Annotated in this window: 24 protein-coding genes; 13 read left to right on the top strand and 11 right to left on the bottom strand. The window is 63.9% G+C overall.

Annotated elements, in window-relative coordinates:
* Positions 1 to 10: 10 nt before the first annotated feature.
* From pbpC to EN862_RS05455, 9 genes are all read left to right on the top strand, one after another.
* Positions 11 to 2,101: a penicillin-binding protein 1C gene (gene pbpC, locus EN862_RS05495; RefSeq protein WP_245519504.1), complete on the top strand. Its 2,091-nt coding sequence runs from the start codon at positions 11 to 13 to the stop codon at positions 2,099 to 2,101.
* A gap of 196 nt (positions 2,102 to 2,297) precedes the next feature.
* Positions 2,298 to 3,050 (top strand): M15 family metallopeptidase, encoded by a 753-nt coding sequence (locus tag EN862_RS05490; RefSeq protein ID WP_245519503.1) that lies wholly within the window; start codon positions 2,298 to 2,300, stop codon positions 3,048 to 3,050.
* 208 nt (positions 3,051 to 3,258) lie between these two features.
* On the top strand, positions 3,259 to 4,287 hold the full coding sequence (locus tag EN862_RS05485) for a sulfate ABC transporter substrate-binding protein (RefSeq protein ID WP_127863164.1): 1,029 nt from the start codon (positions 3,259 to 3,261) through the stop codon (positions 4,285 to 4,287).
* A 65-nt stretch (positions 4,288 to 4,352) separates the two neighbouring features.
* Positions 4,353 to 5,204, top strand: coding sequence for a sulfate ABC transporter permease subunit CysT (cysT, locus tag EN862_RS05480; protein WP_095815724.1), 852 nt, complete (start codon positions 4,353 to 4,355; stop codon positions 5,202 to 5,204).
* Positions 5,197 to 6,081, top strand: coding sequence for a sulfate ABC transporter permease subunit CysW (cysW, locus tag EN862_RS05475; protein ID WP_127863163.1), 885 nt, complete (start codon positions 5,197 to 5,199; stop codon positions 6,079 to 6,081). Before cysT ends, cysW begins: the two co-directional genes overlap by 8 nt.
* Positions 6,082 to 6,150: 69 nt before the next feature.
* A complete protein-coding gene (locus EN862_RS05470; protein ID WP_127863162.1) occupies positions 6,151 to 7,191 on the top strand; it encodes a sulfate/molybdate ABC transporter ATP-binding protein in 1,041 nt (346 codons plus the stop codon).
* Positions 7,192 to 7,396: 205 nt separating this feature from the next.
* Positions 7,397 to 8,383, top strand: coding sequence for a sulfate ABC transporter substrate-binding protein (locus EN862_RS05465; RefSeq protein ID WP_127863161.1), 987 nt, complete (start codon positions 7,397 to 7,399; stop codon positions 8,381 to 8,383).
* A gap of 250 nt (positions 8,384 to 8,633) precedes the next feature.
* Entirely contained in the window at positions 8,634 to 9,083 is a 450-nt protein-coding gene (locus EN862_RS05460; RefSeq protein ID WP_040970141.1) for an Rrf2 family transcriptional regulator, read from the top strand.
* A gap of 88 nt (positions 9,084 to 9,171) precedes the next feature.
* Positions 9,172 to 10,317, top strand: a complete 1,146-nt coding sequence (locus EN862_RS05455) for a hypothetical protein (protein ID WP_127863160.1) — start codon at positions 9,172 to 9,174, stop codon at positions 10,315 to 10,317.
* Positions 10,318 to 10,429: 112 nt separating this feature from the next.
* Here EN862_RS05455 and EN862_RS05450 read toward each other — a convergent pair whose 3' ends face one another.
* From EN862_RS05450 to EN862_RS05420, 7 genes are all read right to left on the bottom strand, one after another.
* Positions 10,430 to 10,933 carry a gluconokinase gene (locus tag EN862_RS05450; RefSeq protein WP_245519502.1) on the bottom strand — a complete coding sequence of 168 codons (504 nt, stop codon included), beginning with the start codon at positions 10,931 to 10,933 and terminating at the stop codon, positions 10,430 to 10,432.
* Positions 10,934 to 10,968: 35 nt separating this feature from the next.
* The gene (locus tag EN862_RS05445) at positions 10,969 to 11,955 is read right to left on the bottom strand and encodes an ABC transporter permease (RefSeq protein ID WP_127863159.1); all 987 of its coding nucleotides are present in this window, start codon (positions 11,953 to 11,955) and stop codon (positions 10,969 to 10,971) included.
* Entirely contained in the window at positions 11,952 to 12,932 is a 981-nt protein-coding gene (locus EN862_RS05440) for an ABC transporter permease (protein ID WP_127863158.1), read from the bottom strand. The genes EN862_RS05445 and EN862_RS05440 overlap by 4 nt, the downstream gene beginning before the upstream one ends.
* A complete protein-coding gene (locus EN862_RS05435; protein ID WP_127863157.1) occupies positions 12,929 to 14,473 on the bottom strand; it encodes a sugar ABC transporter ATP-binding protein in 1,545 nt (514 codons plus the stop codon). The genes EN862_RS05440 and EN862_RS05435 overlap by 4 nt, the downstream gene beginning before the upstream one ends.
* A 76-nt stretch (positions 14,474 to 14,549) precedes the next feature.
* Positions 14,550 to 15,674: a sugar ABC transporter substrate-binding protein gene (locus EN862_RS05430; protein ID WP_095815733.1), complete on the bottom strand. Its 1,125-nt coding sequence runs from the start codon at positions 15,672 to 15,674 to the stop codon at positions 14,550 to 14,552.
* A 290-nt stretch (positions 15,675 to 15,964) separates the two neighbouring features.
* Positions 15,965 to 16,993, bottom strand: a complete 1,029-nt coding sequence (locus tag EN862_RS05425) for a LacI family DNA-binding transcriptional regulator (protein WP_127863156.1) — start codon at positions 16,991 to 16,993, stop codon at positions 15,965 to 15,967.
* A gap of 162 nt (positions 16,994 to 17,155) precedes the next feature.
* A complete protein-coding gene (locus EN862_RS05420) occupies positions 17,156 to 18,382 on the bottom strand; it encodes an MFS transporter (RefSeq protein WP_245519501.1) in 1,227 nt (408 codons plus the stop codon).
* A 209-nt stretch (positions 18,383 to 18,591) separates the two neighbouring features.
* Between EN862_RS05420 and EN862_RS05415 the strand changes: the two genes are divergently transcribed.
* Entirely contained in the window at positions 18,592 to 18,879 is a 288-nt protein-coding gene (locus EN862_RS05415) for a DUF3175 domain-containing protein (protein WP_127863154.1), read from the top strand.
* 419 nt (positions 18,880 to 19,298) lie between these two features.
* Here the strand turns inward: EN862_RS05415 and EN862_RS05410 are convergent, their stop codons facing one another.
* Both EN862_RS05410 and EN862_RS05405 read right to left on the bottom strand, forming a co-directional pair.
* Positions 19,299 to 20,039, bottom strand: coding sequence for a FadR/GntR family transcriptional regulator (locus EN862_RS05410; RefSeq protein ID WP_245519500.1), 741 nt, complete (start codon positions 20,037 to 20,039; stop codon positions 19,299 to 19,301).
* Positions 20,040 to 20,176: 137 nt separating this feature from the next.
* Complete coding sequence (locus tag EN862_RS05405; RefSeq protein WP_127863152.1) at positions 20,177 to 21,073, bottom strand: NAD(P)-dependent oxidoreductase; 897 nt, start codon at positions 21,071 to 21,073, stop codon at positions 20,177 to 20,179.
* Here EN862_RS05405 and EN862_RS05400 point away from each other — a divergent pair.
* Complete coding sequence (locus EN862_RS05400; protein ID WP_348632066.1) at positions 21,057 to 22,160, top strand: NAD(P)-dependent oxidoreductase; 1,104 nt, start codon at positions 21,057 to 21,059, stop codon at positions 22,158 to 22,160. The genes EN862_RS05405 and EN862_RS05400 overlap by 17 nt on opposite strands.
* A gap of 71 nt (positions 22,161 to 22,231) precedes the next feature.
* Here EN862_RS05400 and EN862_RS05395 read toward each other — a convergent pair whose 3' ends face one another.
* Positions 22,232 to 23,221: a sugar-binding protein gene (locus EN862_RS05395; RefSeq protein WP_127863150.1), complete on the bottom strand. Its 990-nt coding sequence runs from the start codon at positions 23,219 to 23,221 to the stop codon at positions 22,232 to 22,234.
* A gap of 48 nt (positions 23,222 to 23,269) precedes the next feature.
* Positions 23,270 to 23,392, bottom strand: a complete 123-nt coding sequence (locus EN862_RS37335) for a hypothetical protein (protein ID WP_281035837.1) — start codon at positions 23,390 to 23,392, stop codon at positions 23,270 to 23,272.
* A 279-nt stretch (positions 23,393 to 23,671) separates the two neighbouring features.
* Between EN862_RS37335 and EN862_RS05390 the strand changes: the two genes are divergently transcribed.
* Positions 23,672 to 24,415: an ATP-binding cassette domain-containing protein gene (locus EN862_RS05390; RefSeq protein ID WP_095815741.1), complete on the top strand. Its 744-nt coding sequence runs from the start codon at positions 23,672 to 23,674 to the stop codon at positions 24,413 to 24,415.
* Between the two features lie 41 nt (positions 24,416 to 24,456).
* Complete coding sequence (locus EN862_RS05385) at positions 24,457 to 25,455, top strand: ABC transporter permease (protein ID WP_042637227.1); 999 nt, start codon at positions 24,457 to 24,459, stop codon at positions 25,453 to 25,455.
* Positions 25,456 to 25,719: the final 264 nt, after the last annotated feature.

Below are 25,719 nucleotides of genomic sequence, written 5' to 3'. Positions count from 1 at the left end.
GGGCAGCGCCATGCTCTCCAAGAAATTTCTCCGTCGAACAGGCATCGCCGCAGCTTCACTCGCGGGGTTTGCGGCGATCGCCGCAGCCACCCTTTGGGAGCTCGACCGCGCCTTCCCGCCGCCGCTGCCGGCAAAGCTGACGGTCTCGACCGAGGTGCAAGATCGCGACGGCCAGCTCCTGCGCGCCTTCGCCACGCCGGACGGCTACTGGCGGCTCGAGACCCGCCTCGACCAGGTCGACAAGCAATTCGTCGACATGCTGGTCACCTATGAGGACAAGCGCTTCTGGGACCACCGCGGCGTCGACCTCCTGGCGCTTTGCCGCGCCGCGGGCCAGCTCGTCACAAGCGGCCATATCGTGTCGGGCGGTTCGACCTTGTCGATGCAGCTTGCCCGGCTGATCGAGCCGCGCGACAGCCGCAGCCTCGGCTCCAAGCTCAAGCAGATGCTGCGCGCCATGCAGATCGAGCGCCGACTCTCCAAGCAGGAAATCCTCGAACGCTATCTGACGCTGGCGCCCTATGGCGGCAATCTCGAAGGCGTGCGCGCCGCCTCGCTCGCCTATTTCGGCAAGGAGCCGAAACGGCTCACCGTGTCGGAAGCCGCCCTTCTCGTCGCGCTGCCGCAATTGCCGGAAAGGCGCCGGCCCGACCGCAATCTCGACATCGCGCATGCCGCGCGCGACCGCGTGCTCACCCGCATGGTCTCGGCCGGCCTGCTCGGCGAGCGCGAAGCGCAGCGCGCGGCGCTGGACGACGTGTCCGGCCTGCGCAGAAAACTGCCGGCGCTGGCGGCGCACGCCTCCTACGCCATGCTGCCGAGGGCCGTGCCCGGCAAGCCGCTGCAGCTCACCATCCGCAAAAGCGTGCAGCAGGGGCTGGAGCAGGTCGCAAGGGATGCCGCCAGAAAGCTCGGCCCCAAACTTTCCATCGCCATGGTGATGGCCGACGCGCGCACCGGCGACATTCTCGGCGAGGTCGGCTCGGCCGATTTCTTCGACGCCAGCCGCTCCGGCTGGATCGACATGACCAAGGTGGTGCGTTCCCCCGGTTCGACGCTGAAGCCCTTCATCTACGGCTTGGCCTTCGAGCAAGGGCTGGTGGCGCAGGAGATGATCATCGAGGACAGCCCGGCCGATTTCGGCGGCTACCGTCCGAAGAATTTCGACATGGGCTACCAGGGCGACGTCTCGATCCGCCAGGCGCTGCAATTGTCGCTCAACGTGCCGGCGATCCGCGTGCTCGACGCCGTCGGTCCGGCGCGGCTGACGGCGCGCTTCCGCCAGGCCGGCGTCACCCCGGTCCTGCCGGTCAACGAGGCACCGGGCCTGGCGATCGGGCTTGGCGGCGTCGGCGTGACCTTGCGCGACCTGGTGCAGCTCTATACGGGGCTCGCCAATGGCGGCAAGATGCACACGCTGCATGACGGCACCGAGCCGGCCAATGCCGAACGCACCACAGCCACCGTCCTCGACGACCAGGCGGCCTGGCAGATCAACGACATACTGTCCGGCGTGAAGCCGCCGGAAGGCGCCATGCAGCGCGGCATCGCCTATAAGACCGGCACCTCGTATGGCTATCGCGATGCCTGGTCCGTCGGCTTCGACGGCCGCTACGTCCTGGGCGTGTGGGTCGGCCGCGCCGATGCGAGCCCTGTCCCGGGCCTGTCGGGCTATGTCTCGGCGGCACCTATCCTGTTCGAGGGTTTTGTCCGTTCCGGCCTTGCCAGCGTGCCGCTGCCGAGCCGGCCGCCGGGCGTGTTCAATCCCAAGCGCGAGGAGCTGCCGGTGACGCTCGCCCGTTTCGGCGCCGGCGCCGACGGGCTGGTGCAGGCCACCGCCATCGAGCCCGCGCCGACCATCATCTTCCCGCCCAATGGAGCCCGTGTGGATCTTGGCACCAACTCCGCCGGCGCCACGCCGCTGGTGCTGAAGCTGCAGGGCGGCCGCGCGCCGTTCCGCTGGCTCGCCAACGGCAAGCCGCTCGCCGGCATCGACCGCCGCCGCACCGCGACCTGGCAACCCGACGGCACCGGCTATTCGACGCTGACCGTCATCGACGCAGCCGGCCGCGCGGCGAGCGTGAAGGTTTTCGTTGAATAGGATGGGGATTGCGCTTCTTAAGGATTCGGCGCGCGGAGCTTCTCCCCTGATGTATGGCGCGAGGTCCCCCTCTCTGGCCTGCCGGCCATCTCCCCCTAAAGGGGGGAGATTATTCGCTTCGCGGCTTTCGCCAATCTTCAACGCAGGAAGGATGGATGCGGCGCCGACACCGCCAATCTCCCCCCTTGAGGGGGAGATGCCCGGCAGGGCAGAGAGGGGGGCCTCGCGCCGACCTCTGTTGGGGGTGTTCTTCGCAGCGCTTGCACTAGTAACGCCTTGCCCTCTCCAGGCCCGCGCCGATCCCCTGCCCGCCGGCTTCGTCAGGCTCGCCAATATCGACCAGACCATCCACCAGGACATCCGCTACGCCGGCCGCGAAAACTTCCTGCGCCGCAAGGTCGACGGCTATGACGCGCCTGTCTGCATCTTGACCGCGCAAGCGGCGAAGGCGCTGTCCAGCGTCCAGAGAACCATGACCGCCAAAGGCCTGACGCTGGTCGTCTTCGACTGCTACCGGCCCGCGCGGGCCGTCGCCGACATGGGCCAATGGACGCGAGAAGGCGGCCCGCCGGATCCGCAATGGTATCCGACGGTCGAACGCGGCGATCTCATCGCCAAGGGGTATGTCGGCGAGTTGTCCAGCCATTCGCGCGGCTCGACCGTCGATCTCGCCATCGCCGACCCAGGCAAGGGAAGCGATGTTCATCCGGCCTGCGGCACTCCTGACGTCGGGACACTCGACTTCGGCACCGGTTTTGATTGCTTCGATCCGATGAGCGAGACGGCGCACCACCCTCTTCCCGCCGGAGCGGCAGCGAACCGCAAGCTGCTGCTTGCCGCCATGCGAGCCGCCGGCTTCCGCAACTATGCGCGCGAATGGTGGCACTTCACGCTGGCCAAAGAGCCTTTTCCAAAACAGCGCTTCGATTTTCCGGTCACCGCGCCTTAGCCGCAAGCCTTCCAGCCCTGCCCAAATCATCGTCGGTTCTAATTAGCCCGGCGGCGAGGATTCATGGTCTCGCCAGCTGGAGGAAGATATTTCTTCGATCCGCGGACATACGGCGAAAAATTGCTTCGAGGAGGCGAAAAAGGCAACATTCAATGCATCTAATTTCTATAAACTCGCTAGAGTTCGCAGCAGTTCAACGGAGGCGGGAATGACCAAACCCCATTTCAGGAAACTGCTCGGCGCGCTGGTCGCCACATCTGTCCAGTTCGGCACGCTCGGTTTCGCGTTCGCCGATACGACCATTTTGAACGTGTCCTACGATCCGACACGTGAGCTCTATAAGGCCTATGACGAGGCCTTCGCCGCGCATTGGAAAGCCGAGACCGGCGAGACGGTGACCATCCAGCAGTCACATGGCGGATCCGGCGCCCAGGCCCGCGCCGTTATCGACGGCCTTGACGCCGACGTGGTGACGCTGGCGCTCGAAGGCGACATCAACGCCATCGTCTCCAAGTCGAAGAAGATCAATCCCGACTGGCGCAAGAAATTCGAAAACAATTCAGCGCCTTACACCTCGACCATCATCTTCCTGGTGCGCAAGGGCAACCCCAAGGGAATCCATGACTGGAGCGACCTGGTGAAGGACGGCGTCCAGGTGATCACGCCGAACCCGAAGACCTCCGGCGGCGCGCGCTGGAACTATCTCGCGGCCTGGGCCTATGCCAATGCGCAAGACGGCAATGACGAGGCCAAGACCAAGGAATTCGTCAGCAAGCTCTATGCCAACGCGCCGGTGCTCGACAGCGGCGCCCGCGGCTCGACCGTCACCTTTGCTCAGAAAGGCCTGGGCGACGTGCTGATCGCCTGGGAGAACGACGCCTATCTGGCCCTCGACGAATTCGGCGCCGACAATTTCGACATCGTCTACCCGCCGACCTCGATCCTGGCCGAACCGCCGGTCGCTGTAGTCGACGCCAATGTCGACGCCAAAGGCACGCGCAAGGTGGCCGAGGCCTATCTTTCGTGGCTCTATTCGAAGGAAGGCCAGACCATCATTGCCAAGAACCACTATCGCCCGGCCAAGCCCGAACTGGTTCCGGCCGAGGACCTCGCCAAGCTGCCGCAGATCAAGCTGGTCACCATCGACGACCCGCAATTCGGCGGCTGGAAGAAGGCACAGCCTTACCATTTCGGCGACGGTGGTATATTCGACCAGATCTATAAGCCGGCCCAGTGAGAGGCTGAACCTCGAAAACTGGCGACTGCAATCTGGTTGAGTAAGAAGGGACGATCCAGAACAGCATGACCACAGCACCCGCTCATGCGGGGTGGCGATTCAGACAGCCGAGTGTCATTCCGGGTTTCGGACTGACGCTCGGCTTCTCGCTTGCCTACCTCACGCTCATCATCCTTATCCCGCTCTCGGGGCTGATCTGGCGTTCGGCCGCGCTCGGCTGGACCGATTTCTGGGCTTTGGCCACCGACCGGCGCACTCTCAAGGCGCTTGAAATCAGCTTCGGCACCGCCTTCATCGCGGCCGCCGTCAACGTCGTGTTCGGCACGCTCGTCGCCTGGGTGCTGGTCCGCTACCGTTTTCCCGGCCGCCGCGTCGTCGACGCCATGGTCGACCTGCCTTTCGCGCTGCCCACCGCGGTCGCCGGCATTGCGCTGACCACGCTCTATGCACCAACCGGCTGGCTCGGCAAATTGCTGATGCCGCTCGGCCTCAAGGTCGCCTACACCCCGCTCGGCATCATCGTGGCGCTGGTGTTCATCGGCCTGCCCTTCGTCGTGCGCACCGTTCAACCGATCATGGAAGAGCTCGACAAGGAGGTCGAAGAGGCCGCCGCCACGCTCGGCGCCAGCCGTTTCCAGATCATTACCCGCGTCCTATTTCCGGGGCTGGCGCCAGCCGTCATCACCGGTTTCTCGCTCGCCTTCGCGCGCGGTGTCGGCGAATACGGCTCGGTCATCTTCATCGCCGGCAACCTGCCCTACAAATCCGAGATCGCGCCGCTTCTGATCGTCATTCGGCTGGAGGAGTACAATTATCCGGCCGCGACCGCGATTGCCGCGATCATGCTGGCGCTGTCCTTCGCCATGCTGCTCCTCATCAACCTCGTGCAGACATGGAGCCGCAAGCGTTATGGCTGATCCCGAGATCAAGTCCTATGAGCCGCACCACGAGAGCCAGTCGGCGGCGGTCACGGAAAGCCGTCCCGTCCGCGTCGCGCTGACGACCGTCACGCTCGTCTTTCTCGGCGTCTTCCTGCTGTTGCCACTGATCATCGTGTTCAAGGAGGCTTTTGCCAAGGGCGTCGGCGCCTATTTCCAGTCCCTGGGCGATGCCGACACGCGCTCCGCCATCCGCCTGACGCTGCTGGTGGCGGCGATCTCGGTGCCGCTCAATCTCGTCTTCGGCCTTTCGGCCGCCTGGGCCATCGCCAAGTTCGAGTTCAAGGGCAAGGCGTTCCTGACCACGCTGATCGACCTGCCCTTCTCGGTCTCGCCGGTCATTTCCGGCCTGGTCTATGTGCTGCTCTTCGGCGCGCAAGGGCTGCTCGGCGAATGGCTGAAGGCGCACGGAATCCAGATCCTGTTCGCGGTGCCGGGCATTGTGCTCGCCACGGTCTTCGTCACCTTCCCCTTCGTCGCGCGCGAGCTGATTCCGCTGATGCAGGAGCAGGGCAATGGCGACGAGGAGGCGGCGCTCTCGCTTGGCGCCAACGGCTGGCAGGCCTTCTGGTATGTGACGCTGCCGAACATCAAATGGGGGCTGCTCTACGGCGTGCTGCTCTGCAATGCCCGCGCCATGGGCGAGTTCGGCGCTGTATCCGTGGTCTCCGGCCACATACGCGGCCTCACCAACACCATGCCGCTGCATGTCGAGATCCTCTACAACGAGTATAATGCCGTCGGCGCCTTTGCGGTCGCTTCGCTGCTCGCCGGCCTGGCGCTGGTGACGCTGGTCTTGAAAACACTTCTCGAGATGCGCTACGGCGCCGAGATCGCCGCGACACGCGGACACTAGATGCATGTCACCCAAAAGTGCGTAGCGGTTTTGGGATAATGATATGCATCAAAGAACTGAGGGATTTGCATGGAAGTTCGCGTCGTCAACGTGCGCAAGGAGTTTGAGCGGTTTCCGGCGCTCCACGACGTGTCGCTTGACATCAAGTCGGGCGAGCTCATCGCGCTGCTGGGGCCGTCGGGCTCCGGCAAGACGACGCTGCTGCGGCTGATCGCCGGGCTGGAGCGGCCGACCAAGGGGGCGATCTTCTTCGGCGACGAGGACGCTTCGCAGAAGTCGATCCAGGAGCGCAATGTCGGCTTCGTCTTCCAGCATTACGCGCTGTTCCGCCACATGACGGTCGCCGACAATATCGGCTTCGGCCTGAAGGTCCGGCACGGCGCTGCACGGCCGCGGGCGCAGGAAATCCGCCGCCGGGCATTGGAGCTGCTCGACCTCGTCCAGCTGTCAGGCCTGGAAAAGCGCTATCCGGCGCAGCTCTCCGGCGGCCAGCGCCAGCGCGTGGCTCTGGCGCGCGCCATGGCGATCGAGCCCAAGGTGCTTCTGCTCGACGAACCCTTCGGCGCGCTCGACGCGCAGGTGCGCCGCGAGCTGCGCCGCTGGCTGCGCGAGATCCATGACCGGACCGGCCACACCACCGTCTTCGTCACGCACGACCAGGAGGAAGCGCTGGAACTCGCCGACCGGGTCGTCGTCATGAGCCAGGGCCGCATCGAGCAGGTCGGCACCGCCGACGACATCTACGATACGCCGAACTCGCCCTTCGTCTATTCCTTCATCGGCGAGTCGAGCTCGCTGCCGGTCAAGGTCGAGAACGGCGAGGTCTGGATCGCCGATCGGCCGATCGGCCTGGAGGCGCCGCATGCGCCGCCTGGGGAGGCGGTTCTCTACTTCCGCCCGCACGATGTCGACCTGCTCGACGGCTGCAGCGGCTGCATCGCCGGCACGGTCGCCGCCAGCCGCCGCGTCGCAGGCACCAGGCGCGTCGAGCTGGAGATCGGCGGCGAGCGCCAGCGCGTCGAGATCGAGCTTCCGATCGACCATCCCGCTGCGCAGAAGAGCCGCGTGGCGTTCAGGCCGCGGCGCTGGAAGCTTTTCCCGGCGGCCTGAGCTATCTTTCACTCTGACTCCTGCTCCGGCGCGCCAGCCTGGGGCTGTTCATGAATCAGCGTGGAAGGAAATCCTAGCAAAGAGCTGTTTCGGCGAGATATTTTCCAGACCTTCGCCCGCCTCTCGGAGTGCGTGCCTCGTCGCTTCGGGCTTTCCCGACTATGGTCTCGCCATAGCTTGATCCATCTCCAAGGAGCCTGTTTTCATGAAGCGTCTGTTGCTCGGCATAGCGGCTGCTGCCGGTCTCGTCCTCGCATCCTCCCAAGCCTGGTCGGCCGACAAACTCTTGAACGCCTCCTATGACGTCGGCCGCGAATTGTTCGCCGACATCAACAAAGCCTTCGTCGCCAAGCACCCCGGCGTCACCGTCGATCAGTCGCATGCCGGCACCTCGGCGCAGGCGCGCGCCATCGCCGAAGGTCTTGCCGCCGATGTCGTCACCTTCAACCAGGTCACCGACGTCGACTTCCTGGTCAAGAAGGGCCTGGTCTCGGCCGATTGGCAGAAGGATTTTCCGGACAACGCCTCGCCCTTCTATTCCCTGCCGTCCTTCCTGGTGCGCGCCGGCAATCCCAAGCACATCAAGGACTGGAACGACCTGGTGCGCGACGACGTGCAGGTGATCTTCCCCAACCCGAAGACATCCGGCAATGCGCGCTACACCTATCTCGCTGCCACAGCCTACGCCAAGGAAGCCTTCAAGGGCGACGATGCCAAGGTGAAGGAGTTCATCACCAAGCTCTTCAACAACGTGCCGATCTTCGACACCGGCGGCCGCGCCGCCACCACCACCTTCGTCCAGCGCGAGATCGGCGACGTGCTGATCACCTTCGAGTCCGAGACGCGCGGCATCCGCAAGGAATATGGCGACGACAAGTTCGAGCAGGTCACCCCTTCGGTCAGCTTGCTGGCCGAGTTCCCGGTCGCGATCGTCGACAAGGTCGCCGACGAGCACGGCAGCCGCGATCTCGCCAAGTCCTATCTCGACTTCCTCTACACGCCGGACGGCCAGGAGATCGCCGCCGAGAACGGCTTGCGGACTCGCTATGCAGCGGTCGTCGCCAAGCACAAGGCCGACTTCCCGGACGTCCGCCTGCTGACGGTGGATGAGGTGTTCGGTGGTTGGGACAAGGTTCAGAAAGAGCATTTCGCCGCAGGCGGGCTGCTCGATCAGGCCTATGGCACCCGCTGAAAGGCCTCCACAATCAGGAAGCGCAAGGAGGCCGGCTTTGCCGGCTTTCTTATTACAAGCGGGTTGCATGAGTTCGCAGGGGAAATCCCGGCCCCAACGTGAAAAACGTTACGAAGAATCAACGCGTTTGTGCCTAAGCTACACCGGCAAATTGTTGGGCCAGAGGGCGTTCGACGGTCAAACTGTCATGATTTGCACACAAACAACCGCCAGATGCAGGGCGATTGGGGTTTGATGAATTGAATCGGGCATGCTGACCAAAAAAGGCAAATACGGCCTCAAGGCCCTTGTGCATCTTGCCAGCCTGCCGGCTGGCCAGCTTGCATTCGTCAACGACATTGCGGTCGCCAACAACATCCCGAAGAAATTCCTGGATGCGATCCTGGGCGAGCTGCGCAATGCCGGCTTCGTCCAGAGCCGCAAGGGCAAGGAAGGCGGCTATCGCCTTGCCCGGCCCGCTTCCGAGATCAAGATCGGCCATGTCGTGCGTGTGCTCGACGGACCGTTGGCGCCGATCCCTTGCGCCAGCCGCACGCAATATCAGCGCTGCGAGGATTGCGACGAAGCGACCTGCCAGGTCCGCCACATGATGCTGGAAGTGCGCCAGGCGATCGCCGAGGTGCTCGACAACCGCAGCCTCGCAGCCATGCGCGACGCCGACAACGACGATTTCCCGGCCGAGCTCACGTCCCAGATCTGAAGCGGCCTCGCCCTGACCGCAGTCCGATTGGTTGCTTGTCTGCTTTCCAGGCAGTAAATCGGCTGGAGATGGAACAGGGCTCTGACGCATGAGGCTGCCTTGGCTTGGCAAATCCCGCAGGGCCAGCCGGCAGCCAACGTCGAACGACATCTATCGCACCGAGATCATCGCCGATGTGCCGGTGCCGGAGCGCAACGAAACCGTTCGCTTCTTCAGCCGCAAGGTAATCCGCCCCGGAAAACTGCGCCGCTTCGCCAACAGGGACCTGCGCGAGAGCCTGCTTTCCTGTTTCTATCTCGGCGTCGCGGCGGTTCTGCCGGTCTCCTGGTGGGGACCCATCTGCGGCTGGGTGTCGGGGCTCCGGCGCAAGCGCCATTTCCGCAAGGAGTTCGCCCGCTACGACATCGCGGTGAAGGCAGTGCTCGGCAATGCCATCGACACGTGCGGCATGTTCGAAGCGCAACTTGCCGCCGTTCATCGCCGACGACTGACGCTTGCGGCGCATCTCGTGGCCGGGTGGCGCTGGTCGCCGGCGATCCGGCTGGAAGGCCTCGAGGGACTGCAGCAAGCCGTGCGCAACGGGCGCGGTGTCATCATATGGTGCGACCAGTTCACGGCGCAGACGATCATGGGCAAGCGCGCCCTGCATCAGGCCGGCGTCGATGCCCATCAGGTAAGCGCGCGGTACCACGGCTTTTCGCCAAGCGAGTTCGGCTTCCGCGTGATCAACCCGCCATTGGTCAAACTCGAGAACCGTTTCCTGAAAAGCCGGATCGTCTTTGAGCGCACCGACGCCTATCAGGTCACCGCGCGCATCCAGAAGGTGCTGAAGGCAAACGGCGTGGTGCTGATGACCAACACCATCTATGCCGGCTCGGCCTTCGCCGAGGCCGCCATGGGCGAACGCGGCTGGACCCACCTCGCCTCGGCGCCGGCAAACTTCGCCGCGCGCGCGGGTGCTGCGCTCTTTCACATGGCGACGATCGAGACGATCCCCTTTCGCGAGTATCGCGCAATCGTCAGCGAACTGAGCGCGGGCACGCAAGTCCCCGCGTCGCCGGCAAAGGACACGGCGGCGAAGAACCTCGCCGTTCAAGCGGGATACATCCTGTCGAAACGCGACCATATGCTGGAAACGCTCAAACTCTGCCCGGAGCAGATGATGGCCTGGTCGAGCGCCGTGCGGCTGACCGAGCGGCCAACCGAGGCCGCGATCGGCAACGAGGGCGCATGAATACCAACTGACCTATAGCGTTTCACCGTTTCACGGAAACGGCGAACCGCTCTAACTCTTTATTTTTGCGCAATTCCGGACGGAAAACCGCTCTCACTTTTCCTGGAACGCTCTATCGGATGATCTCTTTCACGATCCCGGCGACACTTCGCGTTCCGTCGACCGTCACCGCCCGTTCGTCGGCGGCAGGCTCTTCCAGCGTGGCGAACTGGCTGTCGACCAGGCTTGCGGGCATGAAATGACCCTTGCGATTGGCGACCCGTCGCCAGGCGGTCTCGCGATCGATCTTCAGGTAGAGGAAGACGACCTCCGGACAGAAGCGGCTCAGCCGGTCGCGGTAGCTGCGTTTCAGCGCCGAGCAGGCCGCCACCGCTTTCCGTCCGCCGGCAACGGAACTCGCGATACGCTCGCCGATGGCGTCGAGCCAGCCCTCGCGCAGCGCATCCGTCAGCGGCTCGCCGCGCGCCATGCGCGCCACATTCTCCGGTGGATGCAACCGGTCGCCTTCGATGAAGTCGGCGCCGAGAGCCCCGGCAAGCGCCTCGCCGACGGCCGTCTTGCCGCAGCCGGCAACGCCCATCACGACGATGGCCGGCGCCGTCCGAAAATCGGTCATGCGAAACTGTGGTCTTGGGCTCGCCTCATCCACGGTCAGCGGCTTGCCGGCGCGCGCCCGTAGAGCAGAAGCATGGCGACGATGACGACGCCATAGATGATCTGCCGCCCCGCCTCGGGCATCTGCATGACCGAGAGGATGGATTGCAGGAGCGTGATCAGGATCACGCCCGCCACGGTGCCGAGATACGAGCCGCGCCCGCCGAGGATCGACGTGCCACCCAGCACGACAGCGGCGATCGACGGCAGCAGATAGGCATCGCCCATCGATTGCGCCGCCTTCGACGCATAGCCGGCCAGAAGCACGCCGCCAAAAGCCGACAGGCCGCCGGAGACGGCGAAGGCGATCAGCACGATACGGCGCGTGTCGATGCCGGAAAGATAGGCGGCGCGCTCGCGATTGCCGATGCCGTAGACCGCGCGGCCGAAGCTGGTGCGGGTCAGCACGAAGACCATCGCGGCGCCGATCAGCGCCCAGATGATGACGGCGTTGGGAACGCCCGGAATGGTGAAACCGGTTGCCAGATAGCGCATCGCCGCCGTCGCTGAATCTTGTGGCGAGAAACCGCCCGTATAGACCACCATCAACCCTTGCGCCACGGCATTGGTGGCCAAGGTGATGATCATCGAGGGAATGCGCAGATAGGCGACGCCGATGCCGTTGACGAGGCCGATCGCGACACCGCACAGGACCCCGAAAGGAATGGCCAAAGCGACGCCGACTGGCCCGTAGGCGGCCGCCGCGCAGGCCATCATCGCGCCTGTAGCCACGGACCACGGCACGGACAGATCGATCTGGCCGAGCAGGATCACCAGCATCATGCCGGTGGCGATGACGCCGAGGAAGGACGCGACCTTCAATTGCTGCAGCAGATATTCCGGCGAAAGGAAGCTGCGCGAATAGAGGCTGCCGAGCAGGAGCAGGATCACGATGCAGGCGAAGGCGGTGACAACGGCCGGATCGGCGCGTCGCAGAAATTTGGGCATGCGACCGGCGATGCCGCCGAGTGTCGTCTCGCTCACAGGAACCACTCCAGCCGGTTGCGCACCCGAAACAGCGCGAAAGCGCCGAGGCTGACCGCGATCAACAGGATAACGCCCTGGAATAGCGGCTGCCAGAGCGGATCGAAGTCGAAGACGAACAAGAGATCGCCGATGGTGCGGAAGGCGAGCGCGCCGAAGATGGCGCCGATGGCGCTGCCCTTGCCGCCGAACAGCGACACGCCGCCAAGCACGACGGCGGCGATCGAGAACAGCGTATAGGCGTTGCCGCTCGCATAAGCCGCCTCGCCCGTATAGGTGAAGAAGGTCAGGAACAGGCCGCCGATGGCCGCAAGCAGGCCGGCAAGCGTGTATGCCAGAAACTTGCCCCTGCGGATCGGCACGCCCGACATGTAAGCCGCCGTCTCCGATGAACCAGCGGCATAAGCGGCGCGCCCGAATTCGGAGCGGCTGAACGGCACCCAGACGACGAGCACGATGACGAGCAGCGCCACGAGGCTCGCCGGCACCACGCCGAAGAAGCGCCCGGTCAGGAAATCCGCAAGGTCCTCATTGACCGAACCGCCGGGAACCGGTCGCAAAAGCAGCGCCAGACCGAAAAAGACGGCGCCCGTGGCTATGGTGGCGACGATCGGCTGCAGCCGGCCGTAGATGACGATGGCGCCGTTGACCGCGCCGCAGACGAGCCCGGTGCCGAGCACCGCCAGCACGCCAAACGCCGTCTCCAGGCCGGTGCCGATCACCAGCCATGAAGCCATGCAGTTGGTGAGCGTGAAGATCATGCCGACCGACAGGTCGATGCCGGCGGTGATCACCACCAATGTCTGAGCCATGGCGACGAAGGCCAGCAGCACGCCCTTGTTGGCCGCCGTCTGCACGACATTGGCGGTGAAGCCGGCCGGATGGTTGCCGCTGTAGATCGCGAACATGACGATGAAGATGCCGAAGGCCAGCAGCGTTCCGCGCTGCTCGGCCAGCCAGTAGCGCCAGTCCTTCACGCGCCCACTCCCTGCTTCGGCCCGGCACCTTCGCCATGGATGTTGAGCGCGCTGGCGATCAGCGCGTGCTCGGTGATCTCGGCGCCGACCAGCTCGCGCTTGACCGCGCCGTCATAGAGCACCAGCACGCGGTCGCAGCAGCCGATCAGCTCGTCATAGTCGGTCGAATAGAACAGGATCGCGGCGCCCGCATCCGCCAGCTTGCGCATCAGCTGATAAAGCTCCTGCTTGGTGCCGACATCGATGCCGCGCGTCGGATCGTTGAGCAGGATGATGCGCGGCTGCCGCATCAGCCATTTGGCGATCACCACCTTTTGCTGGTTGCCGCCGGAGAGCGCGCCGACCGGGATATCGAGACCCGCCGTCTTGATGGCCAGCAGCCCGACCATGTCGTCGATCAGCCGCTGCTCGGCGGCGCGATCGATGATGCCGCCTTTCGACAGCCTGTCGAGCGCCGCGAAGGACAGGTTCTCGCGCACCGTCATCGGCAGCATCAGCCCTTCGGTCTTGCGATCCTCGGGGATCAGCGCCATGCCGATGCGGCCATGGCTGGCCGCGGTCGGGCTGGCGATCGAAACGGGCTTGCCGTCGATCAGGATCTCACCTGAGAGGCCGCGCAGCACGCCGAAAAAGGCAAGCAGCAATTCGCGCTGTCCCTGCCCGTCGAGACCGCCGAGGCCCACGACCTCCCCGGCCTTGACACTCAGCGAGATGTTGTCCAGCCGGTCGGCCCAGGAGAGGTTGCGCGCTTCGAGAACCGTCGTCGCGGCCGCAGTTGGACCGGGTTTCGGCGGGAAGATATGGCTGTATTCGCGGCCGATCATCAGCTCGACCACCTCATTGTCGCTCTTCGAGCCCGCGGGGTAGCTGGCGACGTTGCGGCCGTTGCGGAACACGGTGCAATGGTCGGCGAGCTCGGCGATCTCGTTCATGCGGTGCGAGATGTAGAGCAGCGCCAGTCCTTCCGACCGCAGCCGCTTCAGCACTTCGAAGACCTTGGCGACATCCGCCGCCGTCAGCGCCGAGGTCGCCTCGTCGAGGATCAGGATGCGCGGTTTCCGGGCCAGCGCCTTGGCGATCTCCACCATCTGCCGGCGCGACAGCGGCAGATCCTTGACCAGGGCACAGGGATGGATGTCGGAAGCCCCGGCGCGTGCCAGCGCTTCCTCCGCGATGCGCCGCTGCGCCTTGCGGTCGATCATGCCGAAGCGTTTCGGCGGATCGGAAATGACGATGTTGTCGGCGACGCTCAATTCCGGGATGAGCGATAGTTCCTGGAAGATGCAGACGATGCCAGCCTGGTTGGCAGCCGCCGGCGAGGCGAAGCTCACTTCGCGGCCGTCGAGCGTCATCGTGCCTTCGTCTGGCGCCACGACGCCCGCCATGACCTTGATCAGCGTCGACTTGCCGGCGCCGTTCTCGCCCAGAATGGCGTGGATGCCGCCGGCGGTGACCGTCAGGTCGGCCTTTTCCAGGGCCCGCACGCCGCCATAACGCTTGGAGATGCCTTCCATGCGGAAGAGCGGAGCCGCGCCGTCCATCAGCCCTCCCCTGGCCGTTTCGAGTTGAGAACAGGAGGACGGTGCCGCGAACGCGCCGCGGCACCGTCCGGTCAGACTATTTGTTTTCCTTGGTCTGGCCCATGATTTCCTGCGCGGTGAAATTGATGCCGCAGGTCGGGAAGGAATTGCCGACGAAGAAATTGTCGGACTGGTCCGGGAAGTAGTCCTGGCCGGCCTTGAAGTTCGGGTCCTCCACGATAGCCAAAGGCAACTTGACCGATTGCGGCACGACATTGCCCTCGAGCGCCGAGATCGCGGTCTTGATGGCAACCGCCACCTGTGCGGGGCCGGTGCCGGCGGACGAGCATTTCAGTCCATCGGCGGCATGCGCGGCGCAGAATTTGCGGAAGCCGTTTTCCGTCTCGCCGCCGAAGGGCACGAAAGGATGCTTGGCGTCGATCATCGCCTGCACGATGCCGGTGTCGCCGCCCTGCCCGGTAACGCCGTCGAACGGCCCGCTGGTGGCAATGGCATCGGCCGTGGCCTTTTGCGCCACGCCGTCATCCCACTTGCCGACGACCTCGGTGACGTCCCACTTCTTGCCCGACCCATCGAGCACCTCGTGGATGCCGTTGTGGCGATCGGTGTCGACCGAGGTGCCGGCAACGCCGCGCACTTCGAGCACCTTGCCGCCATTCGGCACATGCGCGACCAGCCACTTGCCCCAGAGCTCGCCGAGGCCCTTCTGGTCGACATTGACGTTGATGGCATCCTTGGTGTCGAGGATGTTGTCGAAGGCGACGAGCACGACGCCGGCTTCCTTGGCGCGCTTGATGACTGGCCCGAAGGCGGTCGGATTCTGGGCGTTGACGACGATCGCATCAAAGCCGGAATCGATGAAGTTGTTGATCGCCGAAATCTGCGCCGGCACATCCTCGCCGGTCGACACGACCTTGAATTCCTTGAGCTTCTTGGCGACATCCGGCTGCGCCGCGTAGGCCTTCGCCGTCTGGATCATCTGGATGCGCCAGGTGTTGGCGATGTAGCCGTTGGCAAGCGCGATGCGGTAAGGACCGTCTTTCTTCGGAAACTTGAAAAACTGCGTGTCGGCCGCCCATGGCGCGAAGCAGTCCGGCTCTGCCGCAGGTCCCTTGACCACTTCAGGTCCGGCGATCGCCGACGAACTCAGCATGACAAATGCAGTGGCGGCAACGACGCCGCCAACGAGTGACTTGATCATCGATATTCCTCCCAGTTGCAGTTCTGCTTGTGATGAATCATGGCGCTACCGGCCGGCATCCTCCTCCGAACCGAACGCGCTCACAGGGACGCCCGCGTCGCCTGATCCTCCTCCCCCCTCAGCTTCCTGGCAATTTAGAAAACTATCATATTATACATAATAAACAAGATCGGACTGTTGCTTATGTATAATAAACAGCCTCCCTACCTTGCCGGATGTTGATTTTACAGACAAATGGTAGCGCTACCATGATTGAGTGTAAAGCGCCGCCTTCGACATTTTCCGGACTTTCAGCGCGCTGTGCTTTCCCGCCGCACGAGCTCGAAACCGAGATCGACGACGCGCTGTTCCGGTGGGTTTCCGGCAATCGCCGCAAGCGCCATGGCGACGGATCGGGTGCCGATTTCATAGCGGTGCGTGCGCACGCTGGTAATCGAGGGAAACGACACCTGCATCATGTCGAGGTCGTTGAAGCCGACAACGCCGATCTGCTTCGGCACGTCGATCGACGCGCGATGGCATTCGAACAGGACGCCGAGCGCGATATCGTCATTGTTGCAGAACACGCCGTCGAGCGTCGGCATCTTGGCCAGCGCATCACGGAACAGCTCGCGCCCGAGGCTCACGCTTGACGGCACCGGCGTCGTGGTGACCAGCCGCGGATCGAACAGCCCGGCAGCCTCCATGGCGGCGCGGTAGCCGGCAAGGCGCCGCTGCGAGCGCGGATCCATCCTGGCGCCGATGAAGCCGATCTTGCGGTAGCCGGCCTGCAGAAGGTGCTCGGTGGCTGTCCTGCCGCCGTCGAAATGCGAGAAGCCGACCATCATGTCGACCGGGTCAGGCCCGGTCTCCATCACCTGCACCACCGGGCAGCCGGCATTTTCCAGCAGTCGTCGCGCGCTGGGCGTCTGGTCGATGCCGGCCACGATCAACGCCGCCGGGCGTTGCGATCCGAAAACCTGCAGCAGCCGCTCCTCCTCCAGGCCGGAATAATGCGTGTTGCCGATCTGGATGCGGAACGGGCTATCGGAAAGGCTGTCATAGATGCCGCGCACCACCTCGGCGAAGACGTTGTTGGTGAGCGATGGCACCAGCACGCCGAACACTTCGGCGCGCGCCGAGGCCAGCGCGCGCGCGTTCGGGTCGGGCACGTAGCCGAGTTCGTCGACCGCGGCCTGTATCTGCCGGCGAAGGTCTTCCGACACCCGTCCGGGCTCGCGCAGCGCACGTGACACGGTGATCGCGCCGACGCCCGCCTTGCGCGCCACATCGGCAATCGTCGGACGGCCGCCGCCACGGCGGGAGCGCGGCCTGGTCAAGGGCGGGCCTCACGCGGCAAATCCCGCCCGCTGCGTTCTCGCAATGCCATCGCTCTTGGTATCGCCATGTCACAGGCCCATGCCACGTCCATTGGCCCTGGCGTCGCGCAGCCGCGATTTGTTGTCAAGCCGAGGCGTTTCCTGCGGAAGCGGCGTGGACCGTCAGGCCGCGACGACGTCTCTGCGTCTTGCCTTCCAGAACACCAGAACCATCACCAGGATGTTGAGCAGGTTCCAGGCAATCCCGTTCAGGAAGGCGGCCGAATAGGAACCAGTGAGGTCGTAGATCCAGCCCGACATCCAGCCACCGATAGCCATGCCGAAAATGGTCGCCATGATGACGATGCCGACGCGTTGGCCAGCCTCCTTGGCGGGCATGTATTCACGCACGATGATCGCATAACAAGGCACGATGCCGCCTTGCGACAGGCCAAATACCAGCGAGACGACGTAGAGCGAGGCGAGCCCGTCGAAGGGAATGTAGAAGAACAGCGACAGGCATTGCAGAACCGAACCGATCAGCAAGGTCCTCACCCCGCCGATCCGATCGGCGACGAAGCCGGAAGCGAGGCGGCTGACGACGCCGGCGGCCATCATGATCGAAAGCATGTCGGCGCCATGCGCGACGCCATAGCCGAGGTCCAGGCAATAGGCGACGATATGCACCTGGGGCATCGACATCGCCACGCAGCAGCCTAGACCGGCTATCACAAGCAGCACCTGAAGTGCCGCCGGCGACAATGCAATCGGCTGGACCAGGCGCGTGCCTGGCGAGCCTGCCACAACCAATGGGGCACGCCGGCGCAGCATCAGAATCAGCGGCACCATCGTCACCGGGCACGCGATGCCGATTGCCAGATAGGTGAAGCGCCAGCCCTCCGCCCGCATCAGCGGCGGTATGATCGCCGGCCAGACCGTTCCGGCGAGATAGCTGCCGGACGCAGCCGCAGCCACCGCAACGCCGCGCCGACGATTGAACCAGTGCGAGATGTCGGCGATCAGCGGTCCGAAAATCGCCGATGTCCCCAACCCGATCAGCAAGCCTTGAGCGACGGTGAATTGCAGGATCGAACTGGAGAGCGACGCCAGCAGGAAACCGACAGCCAGCGCCGTTGAGGAAACAAGCGCCGGGATCCAGTAGACGACACGATCGATGGCGCGCCCGACCACCACATTGCCGGCCGCAAAGCCAACCATGGTCGCGGTGTAGGGCATCGAGGCGGCGGCGCGGTCGACGCCGAACTCGGCCTGGACCGCCGGCAGAACGACGACCACCGCCCACATGCCGACGCCCCCTATGGTCGCCAGCAACACGGAAATGGCCAACCTAGTCCAGGCATAGGCGCTGTCTATGCCTGGGGCCGCTGCATTGCTGGAGATCGTCGTCAAGGCGTTCCTGTCCGCTGTTCTCGAAGTCGGCGGTTCGGCCTCCACTATCGGCGCATTTGCCGGGCCGAGCAGCGCCACGACCGGCCAATCCGTGGCACCAGAACCGGGAACCCCTCTCATTTCCTGGAGTTTTGCCTCAGAGCAATTCCAGGAAAAATGTCTAACGGTTCTCGGTCCGGAATTGCTGGAAACAAAAAAGGAGTTTCGCCATGACCGCAAAGAAGAAATGGTCGGCCGATGTGACCGAGCACAGCGATGCGCTGGACCTCGAGGAGCACGTCTTCGAATCCGACGACGCCAGGAAAATCGCCGCCTCGCTGAAGCGTTCGGCCGAGCACAGCGACCGCCGCAAGGCCGAGCCGTTCCAATCCGCCATGTCGATGTTGAATTTCTACATCAACCGCGCCGGCAAGAACCTGCCCGAGGAGCGTAAGAAGGTGCTGGAAAAGGCGAAGGACGAGCTGCGCGTCGCCTTCGGCCGCGAGAAGCAGGATTGAAGGTTGCTGAGATCCGGCTAGCACCAGTTCCTCAACACAGGAACCTGGAAAGATTGCAGGCTTGTCCAGGCAGGCTATCAACGTCCGTATGGGGTAGTCAGCGCAAACGCTGGCGATGAGCTGAGGGCTCCTGAACCTCGTCATTCTAGGGCGGAGCTACGCGAAGCGGAGCGCAGACCCTAGAATCCATGCCGTTACATCGACCGAAGTGTGCAACGGTGCAGAATTCTGGACCGCCGCGGCGCTTCCAAGTCACGGCATGGATCCTCGGGTCTGCGCGCGTCGCTTCGCTCCTTGCTCCGCCCGTGGATGACGACCGCGATAGGCGACTCGGCTAATCGCCAAGGCATGGGATCTGCCAACGCACGCATGGGCAGCGGTCAAAGTTTCTGTGCTGGAGTACTATCCAGTACAAGGCCTTAGCGCGATTGAATGACTTCGTCGGTATTGGCCAGCAGCTTGCGGACCGCGCTGCGCGCCGCATCCGGCCTTTTCAGGCGGATATTCCTCTCGATGGCCTCATGCAGCTTCTGAACATGCTGCAGATCGTCCAGCTCGCGCGTCGTGTAGGCGAAGAGGTGGTCGAAGGCGGATTCGATCAGCACGCCCAACGGCACCAGGAGGTCGTTGCCCGAGGCCCTCAGGATGGCGAGGTGGAAGCGCGTGTCGGCGCGGGTTCGTTCCTGCAGATTGGTGGCTTCGCCCATCTCACGGCAGGCCTGGCTGATCTCGGCCATCTGCTCGTCGGTACGCCGCATCGCCGCGAAGGCCGTCGCCTCCGGCTCGATGATGTGGCGGAATTCCTGCACCGTCTTGAGGAAAACCTCGCGGTCCGGCGACGTCGCGTACCAGGACAGCACGTCGCGGTCGAGAAGGTTCCAGCGTTCCTTCGGCTCCACCCAACTGCCGATCTTCGGCCGCGACGCCAGAAGGCTCTTCGCCATCAGCATCTTGATCGCCTCGCGCACCGCGGAGCGGCTGACGTCGAAGGTCTCCGACCATTTCGCTTCATTGGGCAGGATGGTGCCCGGCGGATAGTCGCCGCGCACGATGCGAAGCCCGATCTCGCTGGCCAGCGACGTATGCACGCTGGCACCAGGGATGCGTGGCGCGTCTGCCCGGCGGAAGCCGGCCGGACGCTCCGCGGCCGCCGTCTTCATCGGCTTTTTTTCGTTGTTCGGCTTAGCGTCCCGCATAGGTCCACAAAATCCCGTTTTCAGAGCCTGTCAAGCATGGCAAACCCGCTTTGCCACAACCTGCTGAGATGTGCACAGATCAGCCGGCTCTTGGCCCCGCCTTAGGCCGTTTTGACGTATTTGCGCCAGCTGTGCTCAGGCCGGAAGCCGAGCATGTCGCGCGCCTTGCGGTTCGAGAGCAGCGTCTCATATTCGCCGAGTTCGGCCTTGACCGGCACGCCCGGATAAAAGCGCTTCAGAAGCTCAGCTGTCGGCAGGTCCGACGAGGTATCGTCATTGGCCGCGTTGAACACCTGGTAGCCCAGGCCATCCTTCTCGATGGCGCGCAAGGTGATCTGGCCGAGGTCGCGCGCGTCGATGTAGCTCCAGGCGATGCGCTTTCGGAAACCCGGATCGGCGAACCATTTCGGGAACAGCGAATATTCATGCGGCTCGATGACATTGCCGATGCGCAGCGCATAGATGTCGAAGCCGCTGCGCAGCGCGAACGCCCGCGCGGTCTTCTCGTTGACGATCTTCGACAGCGCGTAGGAGTCCATCGGGTCGACGTCATAGTCCTCGTCGAGCGGGAAATGCGTCGGATTGCGCGGCTCGTTGGCGAAGACCAGCCCGTAGGTCGTCTCCGAAGAGGCGATGATGACCTTGCGGATGCCGAGCTTCACCGCCGCCTCGATGACGTTGTAGGTGCCCATCGCGTTGATCCGGAACACCTCGTTGTCCGGCGTGATCATGATGCGCGGGATCGCCGCGAAATGCACCACGGCGTCGACCGGCTGGGCCCTCAGCGACGGATCGAATTCGTGCAGGCCCATATAGCTCGACAGGGCGTTGAACACCTGCCCGCTGTCGGTGATGTCGGTGATCAGGGTGCGTACCTTCGGATTGTCGAGCGGCTTGGTGTCGATGTTGAGCACCTGGCAGCCATGTTCGACCAGATACTGAACGACATGCCGGCCGGCCTTGCCGCTGCCGCCGGTGAACATGATCCGCTTCGTCATTTTACTCTCCACAAGGCTCAGGAATTATGTGTATTGTCAGACAATAGGATATTCCGCAATCGCTTGCCAACCGCGATCCGCGGAACCCTTCTCGGCAAATGCCCGCTGCGCGGGCGCCCATCACCACGAAAGACAGGGAAGAGACGACATGAGCACCACCGCTGCCCGCGAGAACATCGGTTTCATCGGCCTAGGCCTGATGGGGCACGGCATCGCCAAGAACATCGTGGACAAGGGCTATCCGCTTACCTTCCTTGGCCGCAAGAACCGCAAGCCCGCGGAAGACCTTTTGGGACGCGGCGCCAAGGAAGTGGCCACCTCCAGGGAGGTGGCTGCGGCTTCCGACATCGTCTTCATCTGCGTCACCGGCTCGCGCGAGGTGGAGGCGATCATCCGCGGTCCCGGCGGGCTGAAGGAAGGTCTGAGGAAGGGGTCGGTCGTCGTCGACTGCTCGACTTCCGATCCGGTCTCGACCGTGGCCCTGGCCGCCGAGCTCAAGGCGCTCGGCGTCGATTATGTCGACGCGCCGCTCAGCCGCACGCCGAAGGAGGCCTGGGAAGGCACGCTCGACGCCATGGTTGGCGCGCCGGACCCGGTGTTCGCCAGGCTGAAGCCAGTGATCGAGACCTGGGCCGGCCGGATCGTCCATATCGGCGACACCGGCGACGGCCACCGTATGAAGCTGCTCAACAACTTCGTCTCGCTGGGCTATGCGGCGATCTATTCGGAGGCTCTGGCGCTGGCGCAGAAGGTCGGCATCTCGCCGGCGCGCTTCGACAGCGTCATCCGCAACGGCCGCATGGACTGCGGCTTCTACCAGACCTTCATGCGCTGGACTCTGGAGGGTGACCGCGACGCGCACAAGTTCACCATCGCCAATGCCTTCAAGGACCTGACCTATCTGGAGTCGATGGCAGGCGCGGCCGGCATCGCCAACCCGCTCGGCAACGCCACCAAGAATTCCTTTGCGACGGCCCATGCCGCCGGTCCCGCCGAGCAATATGTGCCGATGCTCGCCACCCATATCGGCAAGCTCAACGGCGTCGACCTGATGCCTTCGAAGGACGGCGTTAAGCAGAAGATCTGAGGCCAATTCCTGAAAAAGCGAGGGGGCGCCTTGTGGGCGCCCCCTCGTTTTTTCGACGGTTCCGATGCAGCCTACTTCTGGATGCAGGTGTCGGCGGTTTCCTTGGTGCATTCGTCAAGGCCGGTGAAGACCGGATCGTCGACCTTCTTGCCACCGATGAGGTCGAGCATCACCGCAGGCGCCTTGTAGCCCATTTCGAACGGCCGCTGGCCGACCAGCGCGGTGACGAGACCTTCCTTGGCGATCGCCACCTCGTCGCCGATCGTGTCGGCTGCGCCGATGACGAACTCGTTCTTGGCGATCTTGTCCGCCATCGGCTTGAACAGGTCGCGATAGGGCTGCGGGGCGCCGAACAGCGGCCAGCCGCCCATGATGCCGAAGGCGTCGAGCTTCGGGTTGGCGGCAAGGATGTCGGTCATCGCCTGCACGCCCTTGGCGCCGTCGTCATTGGTGAACACCGGGCAGCCGGGGGCTTCGGTCCAACCGCCTTCGCCGGCAAGTGCCGCCAGGCCTTCCTTGCCCGTCAGCGCATCGCGCATGCCTTGCGCGCGGCGCAGGATGTTGTCGGCCGCCGGATTGCCCTCGATGGTGCAGACCGTGCCGCCATTCGGCTTGGCCTTCTTGATATATTCACCGATCTTCTTTCCCATCAGGTAATTGTCGGTGCCGAGATAGGTCTTGCGAAGGGCGGCGTCTTCCTTGGCAAGGTCGGCGTCGACCGTCATGATCGGGATCGACGGATTGGCGCTCTTGATCGTCTGCGCGATCAGCGGCGCGTTCGACGGCGAGATCGCCATCGCGACTGTGTCAGGCTTGCTCAGCATGTCCTGCACGATCTGCGCTTCACCGGCCTCGTCCGAGGTCGATGCCGGGCCGGTATAGAAGCATTCATATTCCGAGCTGGCGTTCTCCTTGTTCCACTTCTCGCAGCCCTGATGGATGGCTTCGAAGAATGGATTGTCGAGACCTTTCACGACGATGACGAGCTGTTTCTTGGCCAAAGCCGGCCCGGCGCCCAACGCCATCGCGGCGACGGCGGCAAGCAAAAGTGTTTTCCTCATATCAGTCCTCCCTTGAAACAAACGGACACCGCGTGCCCGCCACACCGATCAGACCGGATACGCAAGAACGATGCCGAGCATCTTCCCAATGCTCGTGTCCATGGCCGGGCTGATAAGCATTTGCCGATCCGTTTGCCCCAATACCGGCGCAGCCGAATCCTTGATCGTCAAGCCATTTGCCCCGTTCCGCCCTATGCGCTCGATGGGCAAATTATTCCTCCGAGGCTAGCTAATATCGGCTTTTCGCCGACGGTCAATTCCTATTTGTCCTACAAAACCGATTTTTTGTCGAGTCTCGAAATTAATCGTCAGACAATTGATTGACGGCTTTGCCGGCTTTTGCCTAAATGCATGTATCGTGCCGTTCGTGAGGAGATGGACGGGCGGAACGCAAGCGCTGCTGGCAAGCCGGCAAACTGCTGCGTCAACAAATGGGGAGGCTTAAGGCTGGTGTCGGTTCTCGAACTCGCCAACATCTCGAAACATTTCGGCGCCATCCAGGCGGTCAACGACGTCTCGTTCTCGCTGGAGGCCGGCGAGGTCGTCGGCCTGATGGGCGACAACGGCGCCGGCAAGTCGACGCTGGTGAAGATGATCGCCGGCAATTTCCGCCCGAGCCATGGCACCATGCATCTGGAGGGCAAGGAGATTGTCATGCACAAGCCGGCCGAGGCCCGCCAGCACGGCATCGAGATCGTCCACCAGGACCTGGCGCTCTGCAACAATCTGACGGCCGCGGCGAATGTCTATCTCGGCCGCGAGCTGCGCCGGGGCGTCGGCCCGTTCCGCATCCTCGACTACGCCGCGATGTACAAGCGCGCCGGCCAGCTCTTTGCCGAGCTGAAGTCCGAAACGCGGCCGCGCGACCTGGTCAAGCAGATGTCGGGCGGCCAGCGCCAGGCGGTGGCGATCGCCCGCACCATGCTGTCGCAGGCCAAGATCGTGCTGATGGACGAGCCGACGGCGGCGATCTCGGTCAGGCAGGTGGCCGAGGTGCTCAACCTCATCCGCCACCTGCGCGACCAGGGCATTGCGGTTGTGCTGATCAGCCACCGCATGCCCGACGTGTTCGACGTCGCCGACCGCGTCATCGTCATGCGGCGCGGCCGCAAGGTGGCCGACAAGAAAATCGCCTCGAGTTCGCCCGAGGAAGTCACCGGGCTGATCACCGGCGCCATCGAACAGGTTGCGTAATCGCGTGGATCGAGCGTCATACCTCTCAGGAAAGATCGATAATGGCAGTCACCCTTGACCAGACGATCGCGCAGAAGCAGCACACCTTCCTGTCGCGGCTCCTCGCCAACCAGACATTCTGGGTGGTGATCGCGGTCATTCTCGCCTGCCTGTTCCTCTCCTTTGCAACCGATTCCTTCGCCACGTCGAAGAACCTTTTCAACATCACCCGCAACGTCACCTTCGTCGCCATCGTCGCGCTCGGCATGACCTTTGTCATCATCACCGGCGGCATCGATCTGTCGGTGGGCTCGGTGCTTTGCCTGTGCTCCATGGTGCTCGCCGTCACCATGCATGCCGGCTATTCGATCGAGATCGGCATCCTGGCCACGATCGTCACCGCGCTCGCCATCGGCGCCTTCAACGGCGTGCTCATCGCCTATGTCGGCTTTCCGCCTTTCGTGGTGACGCTCGGCATGCTCTCGGTCGCGCGCAGCCTTGCCATGGTCGCCTCGAACAACACCGTGGTCTTCCAGTTCGGGCCGGACCACCAGAAGCTCCTGGCACTGGGCGGCGGCGCCTGGGTGTTCGGCATCGCCAACCCAGTGCTCTACATGATCATCCTGGCGCTGATCACCGGCTTCATCCTGCGCTGGACCAAGTTCGGCCGGCACATCTTCGCTATCGGCGGCAATGAGCACGCGGCGACGCTGACCGGCGTTCCGGTCAAGCAGATCAAGGTCGCCGTCTACATGATCTCGGCGCTGTCCGCCGGGCTCGCCGGCATCATCCAGACCGGCTGGCTGGGTGCTGTCACCACCAATCTCGGCACCGGCATGGAACTGCAGGTCATCGCCGCCACCGTCATCGGCGGCGCCAACCTGGCCGGCGGCGTCGGCACCGCGCTCGGCGCCATCGTCGGCGCCGCGCTGATCGAGGTGATCCGCAACAGCCTGGGCCTGCTTGGCATCAATGCCTTCTGGCAAGGCACCTTCATCGGCGGCGCGATCATCCTGGCGGTGCTCTTCGACCGCATCCGCAATTTCAGGCGCAGCGACTAGCTCCTATTTCTTCCTTCTCCCCTTGTGGGAGAAGGTGGATCAGCGCGCAGCGCCGAGACGGATGAGGGGTGTTCCAGCGGAGTGAGACGCTGGCTTTCCCTGGAGCACCCCTCATCCGGCCGCTTCGCGGACACCTTCTCCCACAAGGGGAGAAGGTGTCGCCGCCCCTATCGCTCAGTCTGAAAATCCGCCCAGGCGCTTTGTGCGCAAGTTCCGCCGCGTCCGCCTGCCTTGACGCGGCCGCACCCCGGCCGCACTATCCTT

This window comes from Mesorhizobium sp. M2E.F.Ca.ET.219.01.1.1 (assembly GCF_004016445.2).
GTDB lineage: Bacteria > Pseudomonadota > Alphaproteobacteria > Rhizobiales > Rhizobiaceae > Mesorhizobium.
Note: the sequence above shows the minus strand (reverse complement) of the source record. Positions and strands in the feature narration are given on the sequence as shown.

What these genes read in the sequence shown, in the direction of transcription:
- pbpC (WP_245519504.1), top strand. Translation starts at nt 11, where the DNA reads ATGCTCTCCAAGAAATTTCTCCGTCGAACAGGCATCGCCGCAGCTTCA.
- EN862_RS05490 (WP_245519503.1), top strand. Translation starts at nt 2,298, where the DNA reads ATGCCCGGCAGGGCAGAGAGGGGGGCCTCGCGCCGACCTCTGTTGGGG.
- EN862_RS05485 (WP_127863164.1), top strand. Translation starts at nt 3,259, where the DNA reads ATGACCAAACCCCATTTCAGGAAACTGCTCGGCGCGCTGGTCGCCACA.
- cysT (WP_095815724.1), top strand. Translation starts at nt 4,353, where the DNA reads ATGACCACAGCACCCGCTCATGCGGGGTGGCGATTCAGACAGCCGAGT.
- cysW (WP_127863163.1), top strand. Translation starts at nt 5,197, where the DNA reads ATGGCTGATCCCGAGATCAAGTCCTATGAGCCGCACCACGAGAGCCAG.
- EN862_RS05470 (WP_127863162.1), top strand. Translation starts at nt 6,151, where the DNA reads ATGGAAGTTCGCGTCGTCAACGTGCGCAAGGAGTTTGAGCGGTTTCCG.
- EN862_RS05465 (WP_127863161.1), top strand. Translation starts at nt 7,397, where the DNA reads ATGAAGCGTCTGTTGCTCGGCATAGCGGCTGCTGCCGGTCTCGTCCTC.
- EN862_RS05460 (WP_040970141.1), top strand. Translation starts at nt 8,634, where the DNA reads ATGCTGACCAAAAAAGGCAAATACGGCCTCAAGGCCCTTGTGCATCTT.
- EN862_RS05455 (WP_127863160.1), top strand. Translation starts at nt 9,172, where the DNA reads ATGAGGCTGCCTTGGCTTGGCAAATCCCGCAGGGCCAGCCGGCAGCCA.
- EN862_RS05450 (WP_245519502.1), bottom strand. Translation starts at nt 10,933, where the DNA reads ATGACCGATTTTCGGACGGCGCCGGCCATCGTCGTGATGGGCGTTGCC.
- EN862_RS05435 (WP_127863157.1), bottom strand. Translation starts at nt 14,473, where the DNA reads ATGGACGGCGCGGCTCCGCTCTTCCGCATGGAAGGCATCTCCAAGCGT.
- EN862_RS05430 (WP_095815733.1), bottom strand. Translation starts at nt 15,674, where the DNA reads ATGATCAAGTCACTCGTTGGCGGCGTCGTTGCCGCCACTGCATTTGTC.
- EN862_RS05415 (WP_127863154.1), top strand. Translation starts at nt 18,592, where the DNA reads ATGACCGCAAAGAAGAAATGGTCGGCCGATGTGACCGAGCACAGCGAT.
- EN862_RS05410 (WP_245519500.1), bottom strand. Translation starts at nt 20,039, where the DNA reads ATGAAGACGGCGGCCGCGGAGCGTCCGGCCGGCTTCCGCCGGGCAGAC.
- EN862_RS05400 (WP_348632066.1), top strand. Translation starts at nt 21,057, where the DNA reads ATGATCCGCTTCGTCATTTTACTCTCCACAAGGCTCAGGAATTATGTG.
- EN862_RS05405 (WP_127863152.1), bottom strand. Translation starts at nt 21,073, where the DNA reads ATGACGAAGCGGATCATGTTCACCGGCGGCAGCGGCAAGGCCGGCCGG.
- EN862_RS05395 (WP_127863150.1), bottom strand. Translation starts at nt 23,221, where the DNA reads ATGAGGAAAACACTTTTGCTTGCCGCCGTCGCCGCGATGGCGTTGGGC.
- EN862_RS05385 (WP_042637227.1), top strand. Translation starts at nt 24,457, where the DNA reads ATGGCAGTCACCCTTGACCAGACGATCGCGCAGAAGCAGCACACCTTC.